At 36.1% G+C, this 23,425-nt stretch carries 16 protein-coding genes; 10 read left to right on the forward strand and 6 right to left on the reverse strand.

The window, feature by feature from the left end:
• Window positions 1-139: 139 nt before the first annotated feature.
• On the forward strand, window positions 140-1,195 hold the full coding sequence (locus N7931_RS14285) for an alpha/beta hydrolase (RefSeq protein ID WP_262794976.1): 1,056 nt from the start codon (window positions 140-142) through the stop codon (window positions 1,193-1,195).
• A 109-nt stretch (window positions 1,196-1,304) separates the two neighbouring features.
• Here N7931_RS14285 and fur read toward each other — a convergent pair whose 3' ends face one another.
• On the reverse strand, window positions 1,305-1,736 hold the full coding sequence (gene fur / locus N7931_RS14290; protein WP_262794977.1) for a ferric iron uptake transcriptional regulator: 432 nt from the start codon (window positions 1,734-1,736) through the stop codon (window positions 1,305-1,307).
• A 154-nt stretch (window positions 1,737-1,890) separates the two neighbouring features.
• On the opposite strand from fur, the gene N7931_RS14295 reads away from it, so the two are divergent.
• Window positions 1,891-2,382 carry a DUF4442 domain-containing protein gene (locus N7931_RS14295; RefSeq protein WP_262794978.1) on the forward strand — a complete coding sequence of 164 codons (492 nt, stop codon included), beginning with the start codon at window positions 1,891-1,893 and terminating at the stop codon, window positions 2,380-2,382.
• Between the two features lie 264 nt (window positions 2,383-2,646).
• Here the strand turns inward: N7931_RS14295 and rsmF are convergent, their stop codons facing one another.
• The gene (gene rsmF / locus N7931_RS14300; RefSeq protein ID WP_262795047.1) at window positions 2,647-4,086 is read right to left on the reverse strand and encodes a 16S rRNA (cytosine(1407)-C(5))-methyltransferase RsmF; all 1,440 of its coding nucleotides are present in this window, start codon (window positions 4,084-4,086) and stop codon (window positions 2,647-2,649) included.
• A gap of 154 nt (window positions 4,087-4,240) precedes the next feature.
• On the opposite strand from rsmF, the gene N7931_RS14305 reads away from it, so the two are divergent.
• Complete coding sequence (locus N7931_RS14305) at window positions 4,241-4,954, forward strand: SIMPL domain-containing protein (RefSeq protein WP_262794979.1); 714 nt, start codon at window positions 4,241-4,243, stop codon at window positions 4,952-4,954.
• A gap of 75 nt (window positions 4,955-5,029) precedes the next feature.
• Here the strand turns inward: N7931_RS14305 and N7931_RS14310 are convergent, their stop codons facing one another.
• The 3 genes from N7931_RS14310 to pheA all read right to left on the reverse strand — a co-directional run bounded on the left by N7931_RS14310 (window position 5,030) and on the right by pheA (window position 10,531).
• On the reverse strand, window positions 5,030-8,110 hold the full coding sequence (locus N7931_RS14310) for an efflux RND transporter permease subunit (RefSeq protein WP_262794980.1): 3,081 nt from the start codon (window positions 8,108-8,110) through the stop codon (window positions 5,030-5,032).
• Window positions 8,111-8,130: 20 nt separating this feature from the next.
• Window positions 8,131-9,240: an efflux RND transporter periplasmic adaptor subunit gene (locus N7931_RS14315; RefSeq protein ID WP_262794982.1), complete on the reverse strand. Its 1,110-nt coding sequence runs from the start codon at window positions 9,238-9,240 to the stop codon at window positions 8,131-8,133.
• A gap of 130 nt (window positions 9,241-9,370) precedes the next feature.
• Window positions 9,371-10,531: a prephenate dehydratase gene (gene pheA / locus N7931_RS14320; RefSeq protein ID WP_262794986.1), complete on the reverse strand. Its 1,161-nt coding sequence runs from the start codon at window positions 10,529-10,531 to the stop codon at window positions 9,371-9,373.
• A 321-nt stretch (window positions 10,532-10,852) separates the two neighbouring features.
• Here pheA and N7931_RS14325 point away from each other — a divergent pair, with 321 nt between their 5' ends.
• Window positions 10,853-13,456, forward strand: coding sequence for an EAL domain-containing protein (locus N7931_RS14325; RefSeq protein WP_262794988.1), 2,604 nt, complete (start codon window positions 10,853-10,855; stop codon window positions 13,454-13,456).
• Here the strand turns inward: N7931_RS14325 and N7931_RS14330 are convergent.
• Window positions 13,428-15,116: a GGDEF domain-containing protein gene (locus N7931_RS14330; RefSeq protein ID WP_262794990.1), complete on the reverse strand. Its 1,689-nt coding sequence runs from the start codon at window positions 15,114-15,116 to the stop codon at window positions 13,428-13,430. The two genes, N7931_RS14325 and N7931_RS14330, sit on opposite strands and share 29 nt — an antisense overlap.
• Before the next feature lie 242 nt (window positions 15,117-15,358).
• Between N7931_RS14330 and N7931_RS14335 the strand changes: the two genes are divergently transcribed.
• From N7931_RS14335 to N7931_RS14360, 6 genes are all read left to right on the forward strand, one after another.
• Window positions 15,359-16,279 (forward strand): ABC transporter ATP-binding protein, encoded by a 921-nt coding sequence (locus N7931_RS14335; RefSeq protein ID WP_262794992.1) that lies wholly within the window; start codon window positions 15,359-15,361, stop codon window positions 16,277-16,279.
• A 2-nt stretch (window positions 16,280-16,281) separates the two neighbouring features.
• Window positions 16,282-17,010, forward strand: coding sequence for an ABC transporter permease subunit (locus N7931_RS14340; protein WP_262794994.1), 729 nt, complete (start codon window positions 16,282-16,284; stop codon window positions 17,008-17,010).
• 9 nt (window positions 17,011-17,019) lie between these two features.
• The gene (locus tag N7931_RS14345; protein ID WP_262794996.1) at window positions 17,020-18,840 is read left to right on the forward strand and encodes a Gldg family protein; all 1,821 of its coding nucleotides are present in this window, start codon (window positions 17,020-17,022) and stop codon (window positions 18,838-18,840) included.
• Window positions 18,841-18,864: 24 nt separating this feature from the next.
• The gene (locus tag N7931_RS14350; RefSeq protein ID WP_262794998.1) at window positions 18,865-19,983 is read left to right on the forward strand and encodes a DUF4340 domain-containing protein; all 1,119 of its coding nucleotides are present in this window, start codon (window positions 18,865-18,867) and stop codon (window positions 19,981-19,983) included.
• A gap of 443 nt (window positions 19,984-20,426) precedes the next feature.
• Window positions 20,427-21,686 carry a diaminobutyrate--2-oxoglutarate transaminase gene (gene ectB / locus N7931_RS14355; RefSeq protein ID WP_262794999.1) on the forward strand — a complete coding sequence of 420 codons (1,260 nt, stop codon included), beginning with the start codon at window positions 20,427-20,429 and terminating at the stop codon, window positions 21,684-21,686.
• A 468-nt stretch (window positions 21,687-22,154) separates the two neighbouring features.
• Window positions 22,155-23,192, forward strand: coding sequence for a CNNM domain-containing protein (locus N7931_RS14360; RefSeq protein ID WP_262795001.1), 1,038 nt, complete (start codon window positions 22,155-22,157; stop codon window positions 23,190-23,192).
• Window positions 23,193-23,425 lie beyond the last annotated feature (233 nt).

The following is a 23,425-nucleotide window of genomic DNA, read 5'->3' on the forward strand; positions in this document are numbered from 1 at the left end:
GAGGCCAAAATTGTCTTATACTGCGTTAAAAATAATTCTTTTAGACGACTAAATTTCGTTATTTTTGCCTTGTCTAAGACAATTTTTTCTCTCAGATCAAATTATAAACAAAGATAAACAGGCTCTAGGAATGCGTTAAATGAAATCACATCAGACAAACTTAATTAGCCATTGGCTGATTTTATGCACTTTTATTATCTTATCCGCTGCTGCTTTTGTTGGTTCTGCTTCTGCTAAAGAGGCGCTTATTTACCAAGATATAATTTGGGCTAAACCCAAAGGGTTTGCATTAACCGCAGATATTAAAGTGCCAGAGCAGCAAAGCTCTGAGCTACTACCTGTGGTGGTGATTTTTCATGGTGGCGGCTGGCTGGTTAACCGCAAAGAAATTATGAATGATCTGGCTGCTTTTATTCCTGAGCAAACTCAAATGATTACGGTTAATGTGAATTATCGTTTGCTCGGTGATTTAAATAATACAACAACAATGAATGAGATTATCGAAGATGCAATGGGCGCTGTACTTTGGGTTAAAGACAATATTAAAAACTATGGTGGCGATCCTAATAAAATAGCTGTCACTGGCGATAGCGCTGGTGGGCATTTGGCCGCTATGGTCGTTTTGGCTGGGCGTACACTGGCAACAGATGGATTTTCAGATAAAACATTAGGTTTTAATCCAACTTATTTGCCGAAAGGTAAAACCGCAGAAGAGATAGCCAAATCAGATGGTTTAAAAGTGCAGGCCGCTATTTTAAGTTACGCCGCTTTAGATTTATATCAGGTAGCGCAAGGCGGCTTTTTTGAATCTGATAATAATGGTTTTTGGCATTGGGCTAAGGCTAAGCCACGCGGCATATTTGGTGATCCGATTTCCGTTAAAACTAATCCAGAATATTATCGGGCAGTATCGCCTTCGCATAATGTTAAGCTCAATGCAGATTATACCTTACCGCCACAGTTTGTTTTTGTTGGAAGTTTAGACCAAATAACCCCAGCAACATCGGCAGAAAAGTATGTTAATTTGCTAAAAGAGTCTGGGCAAAAGGTTGAATATAAATTGTATCAGGGGAAAGGCCACGGATTTTTAGACAGTGGTTGTAATGAATATACCAAAGGCTGTTTTGATGAGCTGGCAAAACCAGTCGTAAAAGATATGATTACTTTTTTAAATAAAGTATTTGCGACTGAATAAATATATTAATGCAGCTTGATCAAAAAAATGAGCAGTTGGCTGCTCATTTTTATCGATTTTTCTTTATTTAGATTTGGCTTAACGCTTTAACGATTAAATCAATTTTTGATTAATCGTCTTGTCCGCATTTTTCGGTATCAACGCAATAACCATATAAATGTAAGCTGTGGTTGGTCAATCTGATGCCATGTTCTTCGGCAACTCTTTCTTGACGCTCTTCAATTACATTGTCGATAAACTCAATTACTTTGCCACATTTTAAACACACTAAATGATCGTGGTGTTTTTTCTGGCTTAGTTCAAATACTGATTTACCGCCTTCAAAATGGTGACGGTTAACAATACCGGCATCATCAAATTGGTTTAATACACGGTAAACCGTTGCTAAACCAATTTCTTCGCCTAAATCGAGCAATATTTTGTAGAGTTCTTCAGCGCTAATATGCTGATGCTCTGGCTTTTGTAATAGCTCAAGTATTTTGATTCGAGGCAGAGTAACTTTTAAGCCCGCTTTTTTTAGTTCAGTATTTTGTTCTGACATAATAATTTGCTATTCGTTAAAATTTTAAAGATTATACACTTAATTCGCATCTATATGCGAGCCTACTTTGATTTTAGTCTGACTTGATTAAGTTTTAAACCTTTTATTTTTAAATAATAATTAGAACTTGCCGTTTTTAAGAGAATAATTGTAAATGGATAAAGTATTTAAATATCCTAGGCTGATTCGACTAGCTATGAATATCTGGCCGCCGTTTTTTTGCTGTGGAATTCGCTTTAGTCAAATTTCAGCCGATTACCGGTATGCCAAAATAGAATTAAGACACTGGAAAATTAACTTAAATGCTAACCGCACTCAATATGGTGGTAGTATCTTTAGCATGACAGATCCGGTTTATAGCTTATTATTAATGGCTAATTTAGGTTCAAAATATCATGTTTGGGATAAATCAGCAGAAGTTGATTTTATTCATCCTGGTCGGGAAACGCTTATTGCCGAAGCTTTTTTAGAAGCTGAAAAACTAGCTGAAATTATTCAGGCGACCCGCAACGGCGATAAAATTTATCCAACATTTACTTTTCATATTAAAGATGCCCACGGACAGTTGGTTGCTAAAGTGAATCGCACTTTATATGTCAGGCTTAAAGCCAAATATAGACCAGCAATAAATACAGAATCCGAATAAATGACAACGACTAAAAAACCATAGGGAAAGAACCAAACAATAAAAATAATAGCGCACAAAGAAAAAAGCCCAGACCACTAGATATCTGGGCTAAAACTAGACTCAAGGGGTGAGTCCATTTGCGCTAACTAGTTAAAAATGTCTGCCAAATTTAACTAGGTATCTTAATTGTAGATGAGCTTTTAAATAAGTGTTACATCTGCTAGGAATAATTTGTTCCAAACCAGAACTGTTTATCATTTTTGGTTATATCGCTTAGCGGCATTAGCTAACATTGTCTCTGACCAATTCACGCGGGAGCTGATTTTTTAATTTATCCGGTAGTTTTTTGGCAAAACCTAACGCTTGCTGATTAAACAGCACAACCACTTCACCTTTGTTAAGCTTGGCTAGTTCATCATTTTCAAACCAAATATCCTGACCTTTTAAATAACTCGCAGCTTGCTCTGAGTTTAATTCAAATGTTTGTTGCTTAAATAACGGGGCAAAATTGGTGGCTAAATTGTGATCAAATTTAAAGCCATGCTTTGCTAGTTCAGCTAATTTAACCCCAACTCGGGTAAATTTTATTTTGCCAATTAATTTGGCAAACTCAGGCGGAAAATACCAAATTTCGTTATTGCGTTGATAACAGTGCTCAACCGGAAAGTGCTGGCAAGCAAATTGATTTTGTAACGTCTGACAAAATTGCTCAGCTAATTTTTTTGTCACAGGTGTATAAGGGAACTTACCGAGTTTAGTAAACGGGTTATCATGATGCGGCTCAATACTAGCTAATTTTTTGATGCGGGCAATAAAAAAGCCCTCTGAATCATAAATTTGTGGCCAAACATGCAAAAAGCCATCAGCTGTCATGCTTTGCTCTGCGCCTTCAAATAAATTATTTAACGGCTCAAAGCTTACCTGCTGCGGGTATTTTTGTTTTAAAGCTAAACAGATTTGCTGGTTTTCGATTGGATTTAAAGTACAGGTTGAATAAATCATCACACCACCTACTTTAAGAGCATGAAATGCGGCATCAATTAAATCAGCTTGAGTTTCGGCTATTTGATAAACACTGTCTTCAGTCCAGTTTTTCATCGCATCCGGATCTTTACGGATTGTGCCTTCGCCACTACAAGGTGCATCTAATAAAATGGCATCAAAGGTTTCTTCTAAATAAGTAAACTGGCGGCCATCCATGTGTGTTAGGGCTGAGTTGGTGACACCACATCTTTGAATATTAGCAAATAAACCTTTACTGCGGCTGGATGAAAATTCATTTGCAACCACTACGCCTTGATTATTCATTTTTGCGGCCAGCTGAGTGGTTTTAGACCCCGGAGCTGCGGCAACATCCAAACAAACCGATAATGAAGTTTGATTAAATGCCAACGCTTCTGGCGGTAACATAGAACTGGCTTCCTGAATATAAAATAAACCAGCGACGTGCTCGGCGGTATTGCCTAGGCCTATTGTATTTTCTTCTTCATCTGGCCTTTGTAACCAAAAGCCAGTGTCACACCAAGGAACAGGACTAAGGTGCCAGTTTTTATGGTTAGCAAGCTGAATAAAGTTATCGACGCTTATTTTTAAGGTATTCACCCGAATACTTTTTCTAAGTGGTTTGGCACAATATTCGGCAAAGCTTTGTAAACTTAAATGGGCTGGAATATGCGGCGAAATAAAATCAATAAAATTTTGTGGTAACAGGTTTTGGTTCACGTTGGGTTCAGCAAGGCTAATCAATAATGGTTTGGAATATACCCAAGCCTTAACAATATGCAAGTTTTGACCGGGAATTAAATGATATTCTATGAGTCTTAGTTCTAGTTTATATTTTTATTGGTTCGTTTTAATAACAACAGAGGTTTTATCTATGAATGTTAAACACATAAATGCTCATTTTTTGAAAAGCCGTTTTATTTATTTTGTTTCTGCTTTTGTTTTAATCGCTGCTGCTTTTACCAGTTTACAAGCTAAAGCGGATGATGAATTAGTGTTTGTGAGCGGGCGGGCTGCGGTGAATGCAGTGCCGGATAAACTGAGTATGCATTTATTTATTGAAGAGCAAAATTTAAGTGTTTCTAAAGCTAAACAAATTGTAGATGCTAAAACTGACAGATTATTAAAAAGTATATTTCAGTTTGGTATTGATGAAGCTGATGTGCAAAGCTACCAGCTAGATATTCACCCTTATTATGAAAATATTCCTGATCAGGGCAATAAGCAAAACGGTTTTATGGTTACTCGAACTTTTAAAATTGATTTAGATAACTGGGAAAAATTTGATCAATTAATTGATAAAGCGTTAGGTTTAGGGGTGACACGAGTTGGCCAAATCAGTACGCATGTATCTGATAGTTATTCACTTTATTTAAAAGCGTTAGAAAACGCAGTAGAGCAAGCTCGGGCAAAAGCTCAAATTTTAGCAAAACAGGCCGGGCGAAAATTGGGTAAAGTGGTTGAAATTAGAGAGCAGGGAGGTTATCAATATGTCGCGGCTGAGGCGATGAGCTTAAAATCTATGCGCAGCCAGCCGGGTTCAACTGATATTGAAGCGAATGTTTCGGTGAGTTTTGAATTAAAATAATGCTTTATTGATTTAGCTCTAAATTAACAAGCCGCCAAAGTGTCGATGATTTGGCGGCTTTTTTTCTCGATTACATCAAGCCTGATTTATCTCATCCTGTCGATAAAATAAAGCGTATAAACAAGGCACAATACATAAAGTTAATAATGTGCCTAATGCCAAACCATACGCTAGTACACAAGCTAAACCATAAAAGAGAGGATCATGGCTTAAAATAAGCGGTAATAAACCTAAAACTGTGGTGATTGTTGTCATACAAATTGGTCTTAACCGGCTGTTACAAGCTTCAAAAATTGCCTCATTTATGTTTTGTCCGGCTTGGCGGTTTAAATCAATTTTATCAATTAATACAATCGCGTTATTAATAATAATCCCAGCCAAACTATATAAACCCAGCGATACCATAAAACCAAATGGAGCCTGCATTATCCACAAACCGGCGACTGCGCCAATAAACGCCAACGGAATGGTTGCAATAATAATCAGCGGGCGTCTAAAAGAGTTAAACTGAACAACTAATAAGATCACGATCAGCGCCAGCACCAGCGGCATGTATTGGGCTAACGCTTTTTGAGCTTCGGCTGATTCTTTAACGACACCATCATATTCTATGGTGTGATTAAGTGGCAGGCTTTGCTTTAAGGTTTGAATTTGCTGATCAATTTTTTGTTTTAATATCTCAGCCGTAAGCGTTAAATGACGAGCTTCTACCGTAACGGTTTTAAATAAATCTTCTTTTTGAATTTTGGCAAATTCATTAAACGGCTCAAACTCAGCTATCTGAAACAGCGGAATATAGTGCTGAGTATTCGGCGAATAAATATTAACCGTGCGTAATCTGTCTAAATTATAACGTTCATCTAATTTTGCCCGATATAAAATAGGGATAATATTATCGTCTTCCCGGTACTGTGAAATTTGCGCGCCGCTAAAATAAGCTTGCAGGGTTTGCGCAACATCATCAGAGGTTATTCCAGCTCGTCTGGCTCTGTGCTGATCAACCAAAACTTTAACTTTGGTAATGCGTCCTTCCCAATTGTTTCTAATATCTATGGTGCCGTCGATAGAAGCCAGTATCGACTGAATATTTTCTGCGGTTTGATAAATGACTTCCTGATCCGGCCCCTTAACCTGAATTGAAATAACAGAGGAATCAGACGGGCCTAAAAACATTTTATTCACTCTGGCCGATAAATAAGGAAACTGCGTTCTAAAACCGTTTCTTAACTGGGTGATAGTTGGCTCCATCTGGCTGGCATCATCTAAATTTAATACCATAAACCCTTTGTTAGAGGCCGGATCTTGCGGACTTAACGACAGCACAAATCTAGGGCCACCAAAACCGACATAAGCTGCATAAGAACTGATTTGTGAAAATTCATCTTGTTTTAACCAGTTAAAAATTTCCTGCATCGCGGCATCGGTTGCTCGGCTTGATGCATCTGGCTCTAATTCTATATCGACCAGAATTTGTAACCGGTCAGAATCGGGGAAAAACTGTTTGTTTAAAAAAGGCATACTGCCAATACTCAATACTAATAAAGCAAACGCGATACACAGGCTTAATAATTTGTGGCCGAGTGTCCAGTCTAAAATCGAGTGATACTTTTGCTGAATAAAAATAAAAGTCTTGGACGATTTAGCAGCTTGGTTATTTTTAGTATTTGGCTGATTTTGTTTGGGTTTATCGACAAAAAAGTAACATAAAACGGGTGTTATGCTTAACGCTAACAGCCAACTCGCCATTAAACTGATTAAAATTACTAACGAGATTGAGCGGGTATATTCACCTGCTACATGCTGAGCCAGCATTAAAGGTAAAAAGAATAAAATCGTGCTAACCGATGAGCTTAACAACGGAATTGCTAACGAACTTGGGCCGTGGGTGAGGGCGTACATTCGATCTTCGCCTTGCTCTAGTCTGGCTTTAAAATCTTCTGCGATGACTATGCCGTTATCAATTAATAAACCGAGCGCGATAATTAAAGTGGCTAAACTCATTCGCTCAAGATTAATCCCGCTAAAATTCATAATCGCCAGACTAATAAGCATGACACAAGGTACAATCGAACCAACAATTAAGCCAACTCGCACGCCTAAAAAAATCATGACCACAACTAATACAATAATCAGCGTTTGCAGCACATTAACTGAAACACCATAAACGGTTTGCTCAACCTGATCGGCCTGATAAGTTGCAATTTCTAATTGGTAACCCAGTGGCAGGGTTTGCTCTATTTCCGCTAATTTAGCCTTTAAAACCGGGCTGTAATCGAGCACATTAAAGCCAGACAACATAGAAATAGCAAATACCAAGGCAGGTTTGCCATTGTAATAAGCCAGTTTTTCTGGTGGGTCGATATAGCCGCGTTTTATTTGAGCTAAATCGCGTAATAAAATGGGCTGATTTAAATTAGGCAGACTAATTAATAAATTACCAATTTCTTCAATTGAATTAAAATTACCAGACGGCTCAAGTACATAACTTTTTAAGCCGGTATCAATTGAGCCACCGGGGCTAATAATATTCTGGCTTTGTAAAATAGCGCCGAGCTGAGCCGGATCAATCCCCAGTTGTGCCAGTTTATTATTGGCTATTTCAAGATAAATTTGCTCTTGCTGAACTCCTAATAAATCAATTTTTTTAGTACCAGCTACGCCATATAAAGTATCGCGGATATGTTTGGCTGTGTCGTACATTTGCGCCAGAGAAAAGCCGTCTGCGGTGAGCGCTAGCGTAATAATCGCCACATCACCAAATTCATCATTTATTTGCGAACTTTGAGTACCTTGCGGCAGTTGGCTTTGTGCTGAGGTTACTTTGTTGCGTAAATCCTGCCAGATATTATCTAAATTAAAATAACGATCCGCTATTTCCACATGAATAACTGACGAACCAATTGAAGAGGTTGAACGAATACGCTCAACTTCGGGGATTTTGCGGATCGCTTCTTCGAGTTTTTTGGTGATCAGTCGCTCAACCCGCTCAGCAGACATGCCCGGATATTGAGTGCTAACAATGGCTTCTCTAATCGTAATTTCGGGATCTTCACGCGCTGGCAGAGTAAAGTAGCTAAATACACCGTATAAAATCCCAAGCGCCAGGATAAAAAATAAAGGTTTGCGATAATGCAAAGACGTTGCAGCAATATTCATTGGTTTTCCTTTATTTTGTATTAGTTGAATATTGTTATATTGTGTTCAAGCAAACTGACTTTTTGCCCGTCTTGTAAAAACGACACACCGGCAATTGCAATAATATCGCCATGTTTTAACCCAGCAGAAATGAGCACCTGATTATTAATGATATTTTCCGGCTTTACGCTCACTTTTTTTAAGGTTTTGCTATCTGGTTGATAAACAAATACAAATGCTTGTTGGTTTTGACCTGCCAATAAAGCGGATACCGGTACTTTTACCGTATTGCCGCGGTAACCTGATTTACCTTGACCATTAAATTCAAACTCAACTTCTACCGACATCCCAGCTTTTAATTTGGGGTTTTGTTCGGTTAAGCTCAACACCACAGGAAAGGTATTAACATCAATTGCGGTATTTGACACTTCGGTCACTTTAGCGGTTAAAGTTTGATTAGGAATCACCTGACTGGTTATTTTGCAAATAAGCCCGGGTTTAATATTTTGAATCAGTGTTTCGGGTACTAAAACCGATACTTCTAAACCATGACTCGCCTCAATCGATAATACGGTTTGCCCCACGCTTACTTGCTGCGAAGGTTCAATTAACCTTTGGCTGATATGGCCGTCGTAAGGGGCGATTAACAGCGTATCAGTTAAATTCTTTTGGGCGATATTAAACTGGCTTTTTGCAACTTCGACACTGCTTTTCGCCGATTCAAACTGAGATTTAGCATTATCAAATGCTGAGGCTGAAACCAATTGCTCTTGTTTTAATTTGGCAAATCGCTCAAATTCGGCTTGTCGGTCAATCAATGCAGCTTGTGCTTTATGTAATTCACCTTCCGCAGCCTGTAATGATAGCTGGTAATTTTCTGGTTGAAGTTGGGCTAATTTATCACCGGCTTTAACTGTATCTCCCAAATTAACCCAAACTTTTTCTACTTTTCCGGCTACCTGAAAACTGAGCGGGGCAAAATCAACCGATTGTAGCTCTCCGGCTAAATGGCGTACCTGAGTTAAAGCTTGTTGTTCAACTTTAAGCCATGCAATTGATCTGGGTTCTAGCTCGGCTTGATTATTTTGTGGCTGACAGGCTAATAAAATAGCGCAACTGAATAAAAGCGAAATTGATTTAAAAGCATTCATAAATTAACTTAAACAGGAAAAGAATGCTTTTATTAAAGCTGAAATCACTTAAAAATTAAAGTATTAGACAATATTATGTTTAATACTTTAATTTTATTTTTTTGATGTTAATTTGGCTAGGTGCCAAATATTATTGTTGGGTTTGGCTTGCGCGGTTTAAGTAACAGCCAAGCTCAGTAAAATCTGTGGTATTGGCTTTTAACTCTTTAATTGCAGCTTGCATCGCTTCGCTTGCAATATTTTCCGTTACATCAATATAAAACATTTCTTCCCAAGGGCGGCCTTTAATTGGGCGGGATTCTAATTTACACATATTAATGTCGTGCTTTTTAAAGATCATTAACGCATCAACCAACGCGCCTGGACGTTGACCAACAGCTAAAATTAACGATGTTTTTGCCGCACACTGAAACGGTACATTAACAGACTCGCGCGCCACCACAATAAAACGGGTTTGATTGTCTTTTTGATTAGCAACATCAGCCTGAATCGATTCTAATCCATAATGTTTTCCGGCTTCAGCACTGCCTAATACTGCAACGCTTGGGTCATTTAAATTTTTAACCGCTTCAAGCGCAGACGATGTGCTATCCATCACTTCCAGTTTTACGTTTTCAAATTCAGATAAAAAGTCGCTGCATTGTGCAATTGGCTGGTGGTGGGCATAAATCGTGCGAATTTGATCCGGCGATGTTTTACATGCTACCAATAAATTATGCTTTACTGGAATAAATAACTCATCAACAATTTTTAAACGTGTGGTTTGCAGTAAATCATAGACTTCGTTAATTGAACCAGATGAGGTATTCTCAATAGGAATAACCCCTAAATCTGCTTTTTTGTCTTCGACCGCAGCAAAAATACCGTTAAAGCTATCGCAGCCTAAATCAATTAAACCACCATTAATACTGGCTAAATATTTTTCAACTGCGGCATGGCTATAACTGCCTTTGCTGCCTAAATAAGCAATTTTATATTCAGCACTTTTTAGCTCAGGATTATCGAGTTGTAATAAATAATCTTGTTGCAGCTCAACTGAATCTTCAATAATTAAGCGATAAACTTGATTAACATAATCTGGTTTAAGTTTTAATTTTTTGCCTTTTTCTGTCAGGTTTTGCAAAAGTAACGTTTCGCGGTAACTATCGCGGATTGCTTTTTGAGTTTGTACCTTACTTTTAACGACTTGCAGGCTTAAAGCGCGGCGTTCAGCTAATAACTTTAATAAAGCTTCATCTACTGCGGTGATATTTTGTCTTACTTGGTCTAAATCTATTTTTTCCGTGGTCATTGGAGATCTCGTGCTTTTCACTATCCGCAGGGGATATTTTTTATAGCCAGAACCTGAAAAGGACTAATACAAGCAAATGTGTTGCTAAATACTCAGGTAATATCAAAAATTTCGCCAACTATAGCGAAAAAAAGCGCAATGATAAATCTCTTAATTCAAACTAGTGAAAAAACCAAGAAAAAACGTAGTGATTGATGTGAGAAAAATCTTACAAAAGTGAGATATTACTTGAGTTTTGTAATATAACGTGCAATAAAGTGGGCAGTCGAACATGGTTTCAAAGTTGACTAAACCTCAATTAGAGCTTGGCATATTAATAAAATGATAAACTATAATAAAACTAAATATACCCGAAACCTGACTTCTTTAGCATTAATCCTCACTTTAATTCTGTTGTTTTTATTGAGTTTTTTGTTTATTCGAAGTATCAATAATTGGCGTGATTTTAATCAGAATCAACTGACCCAGCAACAGTTAAATAACTTAATACAAGCTGAATATTTATTTGAAAGCCGGCTCCAACTGATAACCAAAGATTTTGTTTCTGAATTTACTGAACCAGAGTTATTACTAAACTCCCCTGCATTTTTAATTAAATACAACCAATCTACTGGTGCAGAAGAGCAGATATTTCGTACATCAGAACAGGTCATTGCTAAGCAGTTACCCACTGAATTTATTGCTAAAATCACCCATTATTTTGAACAAAATTCGCCCCACGAGCTTACTTGTTGTGGATACACTCAAATTTCAGAAGAAAATTGGGCTAGAGTTGGAGTGACTCTAGTTAATGAGAAAACCTGGGTTATTTATGGTGAATTGATTACTTCAAAAAATCCAATTATTAATCAAATTTCCCTTGTTAATAAAGGTTTGGAAAATTCTTCTAATAATGTACTGATACAAAAAAACTTTTTTGATAATAAACAAAATATTAAATTAGATATTATCCCTCTTAACCGTGTGGAGTTATACTTAAAGCCTCTCTGGTTAGTTTTAATTTCACTAATTATTTTAGTCTGCATTACTTTGGTGGCTGCTTTTATTGTGAATAGGCGTAACCCCAAAAAAGAATTAGAGCGATTAAAACAGCAAGTTGCCAAAATTTGTCCAACGCAATCTGAGGCTAGTCATATATCTGCTGATGAAGGACAAGATACAGCAGAACTTGCCCAATCAATTAATTTAATGTTAGATGAATTATTCACAGCAAAAGAGTTTAATCGTGTTGTTTTAAATTCAATTGGCGACGCGGTAATTACAACTGATTTGAATGGGTTAGTTACGTTTTGTAATGCCGCTACATTTCAAATAATACCTTTGGATGAAGAGCAGATTATCGGTAAACCCCTTGAAGATATTTTACCGTTTGTTCACAGTAAAGATACAGTTAAATTGAAACAATACTTGGGTGAGTTAATCCGAAACCATAATTCTGATTCAGGTAGCCGACACACGCATGAATTTAAGCGTAATTTAGAAATTTTGTATGTTGAAAAGCATATAACTTTATTACGAGATGCGGGACAGAAAGCTGTAGGGACTGTTATGGTTTTACGTGATATGACGCAATCAGAGAGACTGCGTAAAAAGCTTAACTTTCAAGCCAGTTATGATGTAGTTACCAAGCTGTATAACCGATTAAAGTTTGAAGAGATGCTGAATGTTGCATTACATACCGCAAAAGTTGAAAAACGTGAACATATATTGTGTCAAATTGATTTAGATAGATTTAAGCTAATTAATGACAATGCGGGCCATGCTGCAGGCGATCAATTATTATATGAAATTGGTTCTATTTTACGCTCGTTTTTACGCAAAACAGATGTATGTGCTCGAATTGGTGGGGATGAATATGGAATTATTTTATACGATGCCCAAATTAAACATGGCTTAGCTATAGTAGAGAAAATTAGAGAACATATTAAATCTTACCGTTTTATTTGGGCTGGAAAAGTTTATTCTGTAGGGGCCAGTTTTGGTATTACGGAAATCACTCATGAGTCATTGAGCGCGGCTGAATCGAGACGAGAGGTAGATGCGGCCTGTTATTTGGCTAAAAGTAAAGGGCCCAATAATATACAGCTTTTTGACAATAAAAATGAATATTTAAATACTCACCATCAGGCTCCACAGTGGGCAGCAAAAATAAACGATGCTTTAATTCATAATAAATTTGAATTGTTTTTTCAGCGAATCAATCCAACCGTTGGAACAAGTGCCCGGGAGCATGTGGAAATATTGCTGAGGATGCGCGATGAAAATGATATTTTATTACCACCGGGTTTATTTTTACCAGCAGCGGAAAGATTTAGACTAACCAATAAAATAGATCGCTGGGTAATTAAAGCCGTTTTTACTTGGTTATCTTCGCGTCAAACAATCTGGGAAAAAGTAACTTTATCTATTAACTTGTCTGGTGAATCCTTAAATGATGAAAGTTTATATGACTATATTATTGATTTACATCAGAAAGTAGGTTTTCCAAGTGAAGCAATATGTTTTGAGGTTACTGAATCAGCGGCCGTCAACAATTTAGTTGTTGGCCGAGAATTAATTTTAAGGCTGCAAGCTTATGGCTTTACTTTTGCTTTAGATGATTTTGGTAAAGGCTTTTCATCCTATAGCTATTTGCAGAACTTACCTGCCGAGTATATTAAAATAGATGGTGGTTTTGTTAAAGAAATGCTGTCGAATAAACGGGATCACGAAATCGTACGCTCAATTCATCAGATTAGTACAGTGATGGGAATGAAAACTATTGCTGAATATGTTGAAGATGATGAAATACTAGAAGCGCTTAGAGAGATAGGTGTTGATTATGCTCAAGGGTTTGGTATTCAAAGGCCTGCTGAGTTAGCTGAATTCAAACCTGTCAGTGAATTTTTAGAACAGGCTACTCGTGAAACGGAAGAGATTCATTAACTGGAAATAGGTTTTTATATGTCGTTTGCTCTGAAGATGACTTTATTTCGTCTGAGACAGTATTAAACACAAAATACTGATCTCTACCATTGGCTTTTGCCTGATAAAGAGCACAATCAGCTTGTGACAAGCTATCACTGATTGATTGAGTTAAGGATGAGATACCAATACTTGCGGTTAATTTTATAAAGCCACCGTTTTCACTAGAGAGTTGAATATCTCTTAAGCACTGTAGAATTCGTTCAGCTAAATGTTCAGCTTGTGGTAAGTTACAGTCCAAAGCTATTATTGCAAATTCTTCTCCTCCAATTCGGGCAAAAATATCGTATTCACGAATAGCTGTTTCTTTGATTTGATTACAAACAGTCTTAAGAGCAAGATCTCCTGTTTTATGTCCATAATTGTCATTTATGTGTTTAAAATGATCTAAGTCAATAACAAACAAGCTAAGATTTAATCCTTTCCTTTTTGCTAAATTAAGCAAAGCGTCCCCTTTTTCAAAAAAGGCTCGTCTATTAAATATTTGTGTTAAAGGGTCTGATGTAGCCTGAGTTTTTAGTTGCTTATTTAATTTTATCAAATTGTTTTCAGCATAAGTCCGGCGTTTTATTTCCTTTTTTAATGCGCCAGTAAGATAAGCAAAGCGCCATGAAATAAGAGACAAAATCAAAATAATTAATAAAGTAAATATAGTGATAGGAATAAGCCATGATAAATCGGGCTGAGTTGAATGGTACATTAGCCCAGATATATCAGCTTGTTCGATCATGCCAAGTTCAGTATAGGTTTGAGCTATTTGTTGCCATCGACCCGGGTTCATGTGACCAATAGTTACGAAATCTGGCATAGCTAATTCTTTGAGCTTTTGAGCTTCAAAATTTAAATGCGCTATGCTTTTTCCTTGAGCATATTTAGTATGAATTAATTGAACAGTCTCTTCTATATTATTAAATGCATATTCCCAACCAGCTAAAGAGGCTTGGGTGAATTTTTCAACCAATTCTGGAGATGATTTAGCTAAATTTTCTGAGGTAATTAAGATGTCATTATAAAAATTCACACCGTATTGACTAGGATAAATAAGACTGTAAGCAATGCTTTTTTCTTTAAGCAAAAAAGGTTCATTAGAGGAATACCCATTATAAGCATCTACTTTTCCAGTGATGAGGTCGTCAATGGTTTGCTGTGTTTTAAATTCCGCAATATTTGTTAAAGATATGCCTTCTTTTTTAAATGTAGCTAATAATTCCGCACTCTCAACTAAGTTAATTATAGCAATCTTTTTATTAATTAAATCATGTGGTTGGGTGAGGTTGTTTTTTTGTAAAGTTATCCAAACCAAAGGCGATGTTTGACTAATTGCGGCTAATGCTACTACAGGTTTTTGAGCGGCTCTTTCAATTACAATGCCAGACCCGCTAACCGCAAAATCAGCTTTACCTTGAATAAGCTGTTCAACAGGTGATAAACCATTACCGCCTTCAATTAAGTTAACAGTCAGTTCTTGTGCCTGATAAAAGCCTTTTTCTATAGCCATGTAGTAACCTGCAAATTGAAACTGGTGTAACCAGCGTAACTGCAAGTTTATTTGAGTTTCTGATATTGCAGAAAAGCTCACGATAACTAAGCATAATATTTTTATTTTAGAAAATAAGCTCATATTTCCCCCGCAACAGTTATGAGTTGCTCGTTATACAGAGCTTACTTTTAGATGCCACATAATGAGTATAGGTAAGAATCCAAACTAAAGTGCTTTTTTACGTATTTTATTTTTGTTTAATATAAAACACATTTGTCCAAAATATTGGTCTTTTAATGTTAAGATAATCGAATTCATGCATGTTTCAAATAACCTAATTCAATAAACTAAAAATAATAATAGATCAGGAGAAATCAAAAGGAATGATTCAGGTAAACAAACTCTCAAAGCAATTTGGTCAGACAATAGCTGTTGATCATCTGTGTATGGAGGTTAAAAAGGGAGATATTGTGGGGGTTCTGGGCATTAATGGTGCAGGCAAATCAACCACAATCAAAATGCTAGCTGGTTTTATTAAACCTAGTTCTGGCTCGATAGAAATCAATGGTCTGAATATGCAGAAAGATGCTATCAAGATTAAACGATTAATTGGCTATCTTCCAGAAACTGCTCCTAGTTATGAGGAGATGACAGTTGCTCAGTTTTTAAATTTTATTGCTCAAGTCAGGCAATTAAAAAAACAAGACCAGAAAAAACAGTTGAACAAAATTGTAGAGCAATTGACTTTGGTTAATGTTTTAAATCAAAAAATAGCAACTTTATCGGCGGGCTTTAAAAGAAAAGTTGGTTTAGCACAAGCACTGTTACACGATCCTGAGGTATTAATTCTAGATGAGCCAATGGTTGGCCTAGATCCTAATCAGAAACATCAGGTCAGACAACTAATTCAGCGTTTATCTCCAGATAAAGCAATTATTATTGCCACTAATATTCTGGAGGAGATTATAACTGTTTGTAACCGTATCGTTATTATCAATAAAGGACAAAAAGTATTCGACGGGACATCTCAACAGTTTGCATTAAAAGGTTCATCTAAAAATACAATTGTGCTCGAGTTTAAGAGTAAAAAGCCAGATGTATCGCATTTAAGGTTAGCACCTGGAGTTGTCGACATTATAGATCTGGGGGAAAGAAAAATATCGATAGTTGGTCATGAAAGTTATGACAATTTATTCCCACAAATATTTGATACTGTTCATCTACAAGGGTGGGATATCAATGCAATTTATGCTGAAGAAAGCTCTATGGAAGAAATCTTTAAAAAAATTACGGTAGGGAATTAATCATGGTTGGCACGATTTTTAAGCGGGAAGTAGCTAGCTATTTTGCAACAGCTAGTACTTATGTTTTTATTTTCTTTTTTTTGGTATCTAGTGCTTTTTTGACTTTTTATCATGGGAATCTTTATGAGCTTGGGCAAGCCGAGTTATTTCCATTTTTTAGTTACTTACCTTGGATTTATTTATTTTTAGTACCTGCAATAACTATGAAAATCTGGGCGGATGAGCGTAAAACAGGAACTATCGAGTTATTAATGACCTTGCCAGTTTCAATTTGGCAATTAACTATCGGCAAATTTTTTGCTGCTTGGTTTGTATTAGGGGTAAGTTTATTTTTAACTTTTCCGTTGTGGTTGACTATTAACTATTTAGGTAATCCTGATCAGGGCACTGTGTTTACTGCATACGGGGCAGCTTTGCTTATGGCTGGCACTTTTTTATCTATTAGCATGTTTATTGCTGCATTTAGCTCAAATCAAGGTATCACATTTATTTTTAGCTGTGCGTTGTGTTTTCTTTTTGTAGTTATTGGTAATCCAATATTCACTGGCTTATTAACTCGAATTACACCACAAATTGTCGTCGATACTTTAGCTTCATTTAGTTTTTTAAATCGTTTTGAAGCTTTGGCTTCCGGGGTTTTAAACGTCAGCGATATTATTTATTTTTTTATCTCAATTATTATTTGGTTAATCGCTAGTTTGTGTGCAATAGATTATAAAGAGTCAGCCTAAGGAAATTAGATGAAAAAGGTAAATACTCTCATCGTATTACTCTCACTGGCGATCATATTTTTTGCTGCAACATTGTTAAATAATCAATATTTAACAATGTATAAACTAGATTTAACGGACAATAAAATTTACAGCTTATCTGAAGATAGTTTGAATATTATCAACAGTATTAATGAGCCGCTGCATTTATATTTTTTCTTTTCTAATGATGCCGCAAAAGAACTTACTCAAATGCATTTGTATGCCAATCAGGTTAAAAGCTTTTTATTTGAATACGCTCGTTTAAGTAAAGGCAGTATTCAATTAAATACTATAGATCCTGAGACCGACTCTCTGGCACATCAGCAAGCAGAATCTTTAGGATTAAAGGCGACATCAATTGATGAAAATGGCAAAAAGCTTTACTTTGGGTTAGGTGCGCGAAATGCTTATGGCCAAACAGCTGCTATTCAATTTTTTGATCTAACTCAAAAGGCTAGATTGGAATATGATATTTGTAGGTTACTGCAGATATTAATAAGACCTGAAAAAATAAAAGTTAGCATTTTAAGTGATTTACCTATTAACGGAAAGATAGAGCGTCCACTCGCTCAGAAACAACAAAATAATTGGTACTTTTATCAATTACTACAACAAAATTATTCGGTAACACTAATCAATTCAGATATAGATAAAATACCGGAATTGACGGATGTTTTATTGGTTATAAACCCTCATGATTTATCAGTGAAATTACAGTTTTCTATCGATCAATATTTGCTAAAAGGCGGTAAATTAGTCATTTTTGCAGATCCTTTAACTGAATCAGTAGATCCTGCAATGAAAGTTTCAGAAGCATTAGTGGCATTACTGAAGCAGTGGGGGGTTATCATTTCAGATCAAACAATTGTGCAGGGTACAAAGAATAAACTTGTTATACCATTTTCTAACTTACAAAAAGCGCAGCAATATACTGATTTAGGTTTAACTACAGAACATTTAAGTACATCAGATATAACCACCGCAAGTTTAAATACAATCAATGGCTCATCATTTGGTTATCTTCTTGCTCGTGAACCTGTGTTATTTAAGCTTGAACCATTACTTTATAGTTCTGAGCTAAGTCACTTAATGCCTTTGGTTGATTATCAAAGTACAGCATCGCCAAAAATAGCACAGGCGCCTTTTATTGGTTCAAATCAGCAATATACTCTAGCAGCCAAAATTTCTGGTCTTATTGTATCTGCTTTTTCAGATATGCCTGAATATCGAAATAAAGCTGATTTTGTATCCAAAAATAAAGATAGCAATTTAATTGTAGTAGCGGATACGGATTTATTGGCTGATCAATTTTGGCTGAAAACAAATTACTTTTTAGGGCAGTTTATCCATTCCTCTTTTACTAATAACTATAATTTTTTAACTAATATTATTGATGATCTGAGTACTTCAGATGCTTTAAGTAATTTAAAAAGTAAAACAAGTCTTAATCGTTCATTTGAACGAGTGGCATTATTTAAAGCTCAGGTGAATGAAAAATTTAGAGCTCAGATAGAGATATTAAAAGCTAAATTAGCTAATACAGAATCGAAATTACTTGAATTAAACCACCAAAAGCATAATTCTGGTCTAGCGATTCACAATCAGACTCAACAATCTGTTATTGAACAATTTATGCTCGATAGAGTCCAAAATCGCAAAGCATTGAAAGAGATCCAAGCTCAAGTAAACAAGGAAATAAACCAATTGGGCACTATTATTAAATTTATTAATGTGATCGTTGCCCCGATTTTATTGACCTTATCTTTATATTTGCTGAGCTTATTATTTAAAAGGCGTAAATTAGATTAAAGATTATCAAGGAGAGTTTTATCAATGAAGTTTTCATCAGCTATGTTGGCACTATTTTTAGCTGTTACCATTTTAATTATTAGTTTAGTTTTAAGTGAACGGAATAATCAACCTGCAATTGTGGTAACAGAGCATTGGTTGGCCGATTTTATTGCGGATAAACAGAATTTGCATCAGGTACAAATTTATAACCGAAATAATGAATTACTGATAAATGCCCAGCTTATAAAAGATAATTGGGTTGTAACTAATTTAGATAACTATCCCTTGAAAATGTCTCAATTTTCTCAATGGCTTGAGCAACTTATTTTAGCCAAAAATATTGAGGAAAAAACTAATCGGCCGGAACAGTTTTATAAATTAGGTTTGCAAGATCCCAGTGCCTCTGAAGAAACTTTAAAACAAGCGCTTAAAAACTCAGTTAAATCAGTGCGTGCACTTGAAAGCGATCGGGATAACTATGCGTATTTAGTTAAACTGAATACAGGTAAACAATTCGATTTATTAATTGGAAAACAGGCCGCTAATGGAAACGGACAATTTGTACGTAGGCAACGTAGTCAAAAAACTTGGCTGTTAAATTATAATATTGAAATGCCAAAAACGAGCAGCGACTGGATTAAAACTGATTTCTTTAATTGGAATATACAACAGGTGAATAGAGTTAGCATTCAACACGTTGATTTACAGGAAGAGTTTAAAATTGAACGGGTTGATATTGCATTAGCTAATCATTCTCAGGCTGAGCCGGAATTAAATAAGCAACCAACTAAAATGGGTGATGTTTGGGCGATGTCACCGTTAAAGCCAGAGCAGCAAATAGGCGCTGAAAAAACAATTACTAATTATATTAATCAACTTTCAAATTTAAGTTTTGTTGAACCAGAAGCTGTTAACCCTGAACTTTGGCAGCAAGATTCTATTGTGTTAATTCAAATTGCATTTAATGATGACAGCTTAGTTTCATTAAGTTTACGTTCAAACGATGAACAGCATTGGGTGCGAGTAATGGCACAGGGCAGTGGGCAAATTGCGACCGAACTGGCCGGATTAACGCAGTGGCAATTTAAATTATCTTCTACCCAATTTAAGCAAATTAACCAGCGACTAAGCTATTTTTTAGCTAACCCAGTCACGGAGTGAAAATAAAAAACGGTTAAAAATCAAACTCGAACTGAACTTAATAGAAGTTTAATAGATTAATTTTTATCCATGTTTTAAGCTATTAACTCAACTTTAAAAAATATTTTGAGTTGAAAGCTTTTAACCGGATAATTCATTATAGCTCAATGTTTTAGTAGTGGTTTTTAGCTTAATATTTAGCTGGTTAATATCGACTAAAAAGCGACGAAAAGCTTGATTTACTGGACTTTTTAGGCTGAAACTTGTTATTCTATAAAAACCTTAGTTAATCGTCGATGCAGCTTTTAGTTTGTATTTTTGTTTAGAGTTCAAAATTAAGCAGGCATTAACTAATAGCAAAGGTATATTCACTTGTTATATTCGCGTGTGTATATAATTAAACTCAGGTGGGTGACAACTCTGATGAGTATAACCTTTTAACCTTTAACCTAAGAGACTATCAAATGGACATATTTGAAGAACATGAATCTGAAGTGAGAGGCTATATCCGCTCTTTCCCTACTATTTTTGACAAAGCGATTGGCGCAGAATTATTTGATGAAGACGGCAAGCGTTATGTTGACTTTTTTGCCGGAGCGGGCACTTTAAATTACGGGCACAACCCGGAAAAAGCAGTGGAAGCTCAAATTCAATATTTAAAAGATCGCCGAATTGCTCACGGTTTAGATAAAGCGACAGTAGCAAAACAAGCGTTTTTAACTACATTTGTTGAGAAAATTTTAGAGCCAAGAGGCTACAACTATAAGCTTCAGTTTACAGGCCCAACTGGTACTAACTGTACTGAAGCTGCAATGAAACTGGCACGTCAGGTAAAAGGTCGCGGTAATATCGTTGCTTTTACCAATGCATATCATGGTCATACAATGGGGGCATTATCGGCAACTGGTAATCAGGCATATCGTGACGAATCTTACGGTGCGCGTGGTGCTGTATCTTTTATGCCGTTTGACGGATTTTTAGGCGACGATATGGATACAATTAAAGTATTCCGTCGTTACCTTGAAGATAAAGGTTCTGGCCTTGAAAAACCGGCTGCGGTTATTTTAGAAACCGTACAAGGTGAAGGCGGGATTAACGTTGCTTCAAAAGAATGGCTACAAAATTTAGCTGCGCTATGTAAAGAGCAAGATATTTTATTAATTGTTGACGACATTCAGGTTGGTAATGGCCGAACCGGTAAATTCTTCAGCTTTGAAGAAGCTGGAATTACACCAGATATGGTTTGTTTATCTAAATCAATCGGTGGCGGTAACCCAATGGCTGTATTGTTAATTAACCCAGAAGTAGACGCATGGTCGCCGGGTGAGCATACGGGTACTTTCCGTGGTAACTCATTGGCTTTTGTGGCGGCAAAAGAGTTAATTGATCAATATTGGTCTGACGATACGTTAACGAAAGAAGTTGGCCGTAAATCTGAAATTATTAAAGCTGCACTTGAAGAGCTTAAAGCTGAATTTCCTGAGTTTGACTGTAAAGTTAAAGGCAGAGGTTTAGTTTTAGGGATTCAAACAAATCAAGCTGGATTTGCTGATAAAGTATCAGCTAAAGCATTTGAAAAAGGCTTAATTTCTGAAACCTGTGGTGCAGACAGCCAAGTTAACAAAATCTTTGTTGCTTTAACCATTGAAGATGGCATTTTAAATGAAGGCTTAGCTATTTTTAAAGAAGCTTTCCGTGAAGTGGCAGCAGAAGTTAAAGCTTAACCGTTAAATTAAGCTTTACAGAGCAAAATTTAAAAGAGGGCATTTTTGCCCTCTTTTTTTATCTATTTATTATCTCGAGTTGTAAGCTAAAATTAGCAGCACAATTAAACCCGTAAATTATCCCCCAACTTTTTGCGCTTTAAAAATTCAATTAATTATCAGTTATTTACAATTAGGCTAGAAAATTGGGTAAAAAGTCTAAATTGTCTTAAAGCTATGCCATAGCTTATTTTTTGCTAAATTTAAATAGTGTCCACTGCCGCACAGCTAAGAAACAGGCAGCAGCCATACCAAAGCATCAACACAAGCAGCTTAGTAATCAACAAAGCGTTTATCTAGCTTATGTATATGGTTTGATGGATAAATCAAAACCGGTAAGTGGGGCAGTTTTTAATTGTAGTTGACAGCAGCACAGGTATAGTGTTTTTGTAGGAAAGTAAAGTATTTAAAGATCGGAAAAGGAATACTATGACGCTGTTATTTATTTATCTAACGATTGCGATTGGTGTGTCATTTTTATGCTCAATACTTGAGGCTGTATTATTATCTGTTTCCCCCAGTTATATTGAGCAAGTTAGTGAGCGTAATTTAAAAGGCGGTTCGCAATTGGCGAAAGTAAAAGAGCGCATTGATGAGTCTTTATCTAGCATTTTAATTTTAAATACCTTTGCTCACACTATGGGAGCTGCGGGTGTTGGTTCGCAAGCAATACAAATATTTGGCGCAGAGTGGGAGACATTGATCGCTATATTGCTTACTTTATCAATATTGTACTTTTCAGAAATAATTCCAAAAACTTTGGGGGCAACATATTGGCAAACTTTTGCGATACCTGCTGCTTACACTATTTCATGGTTAATTAAAATTGTTTATCCCTTAGTGTGGTTATCTACCAGAATTACTTTATTGTTCAGTAAAAATACGGACAGAGAAATTACTCGAGAAGAAATTATCGCGCTTGCATCTGTCAGTTATAAGGATGGGAGTTTATTGACGCACGAAAATGAATATCTTGTGAATTTACTCAGGATGAGAGACGTAAAAGTAGAGCAAATTTTAACCCCGCGTTCAGTCGTTCATATGCTGCATGATACTATTAAAGTAACAGATGCACTCAATTTAGCCCAAACCCAAAAATTTTCCCGCATGCCACTTTATGGCAAAAATATAGATGAGATTACGGGTTGTATATTGCGTAACGAGTTATTTATAGCCGAGCGAGAGGGTAAGGGCGATATTTTAGTCAGTGAACTGGCTCAACCTATATATCGAGTATCTGAAAAATTACCGGTGAATAAAATGCTGGATTTTTTTATTAAAGGGAAAATTCACCTTGCGTTAGTTGAAGATGAATTTGGTCAAACTGTGGGGGTTGTGACATTAGAAGATGCAATTGAGACTCTACTGGGTAAAGAGATTGTTGATGAGAGTGATATGGCGACGGATATGCAAGATCTAGCAAAAAGAAAGTATCGAGAGCGGCTACGTAAAGATAAAAATATCTAAACATCTATTATAACTTCTACTTAATGCGATTTAAAAACCACAATATAGGAGTAGATATTCGTAGTGCCATCAGCTAAAAAACAGTCAGTTTACGCTGACATTTTTGTTAATACTGCATTTATACAGGTAAAAAACCAACAATAAAGTTATGTTACCATTCATATCCTTTTTGAGGCTGTGTTAAGTTAGGTTTTATTCTCAGGCTCGGATCTGACTCAGCAAAAGTAATGACT

This window comes from Catenovulum sp. 2E275 (assembly GCF_025515275.1).
Taxonomy (GTDB): domain Bacteria; phylum Pseudomonadota; class Gammaproteobacteria; order Enterobacterales; family Alteromonadaceae; genus Catenovulum.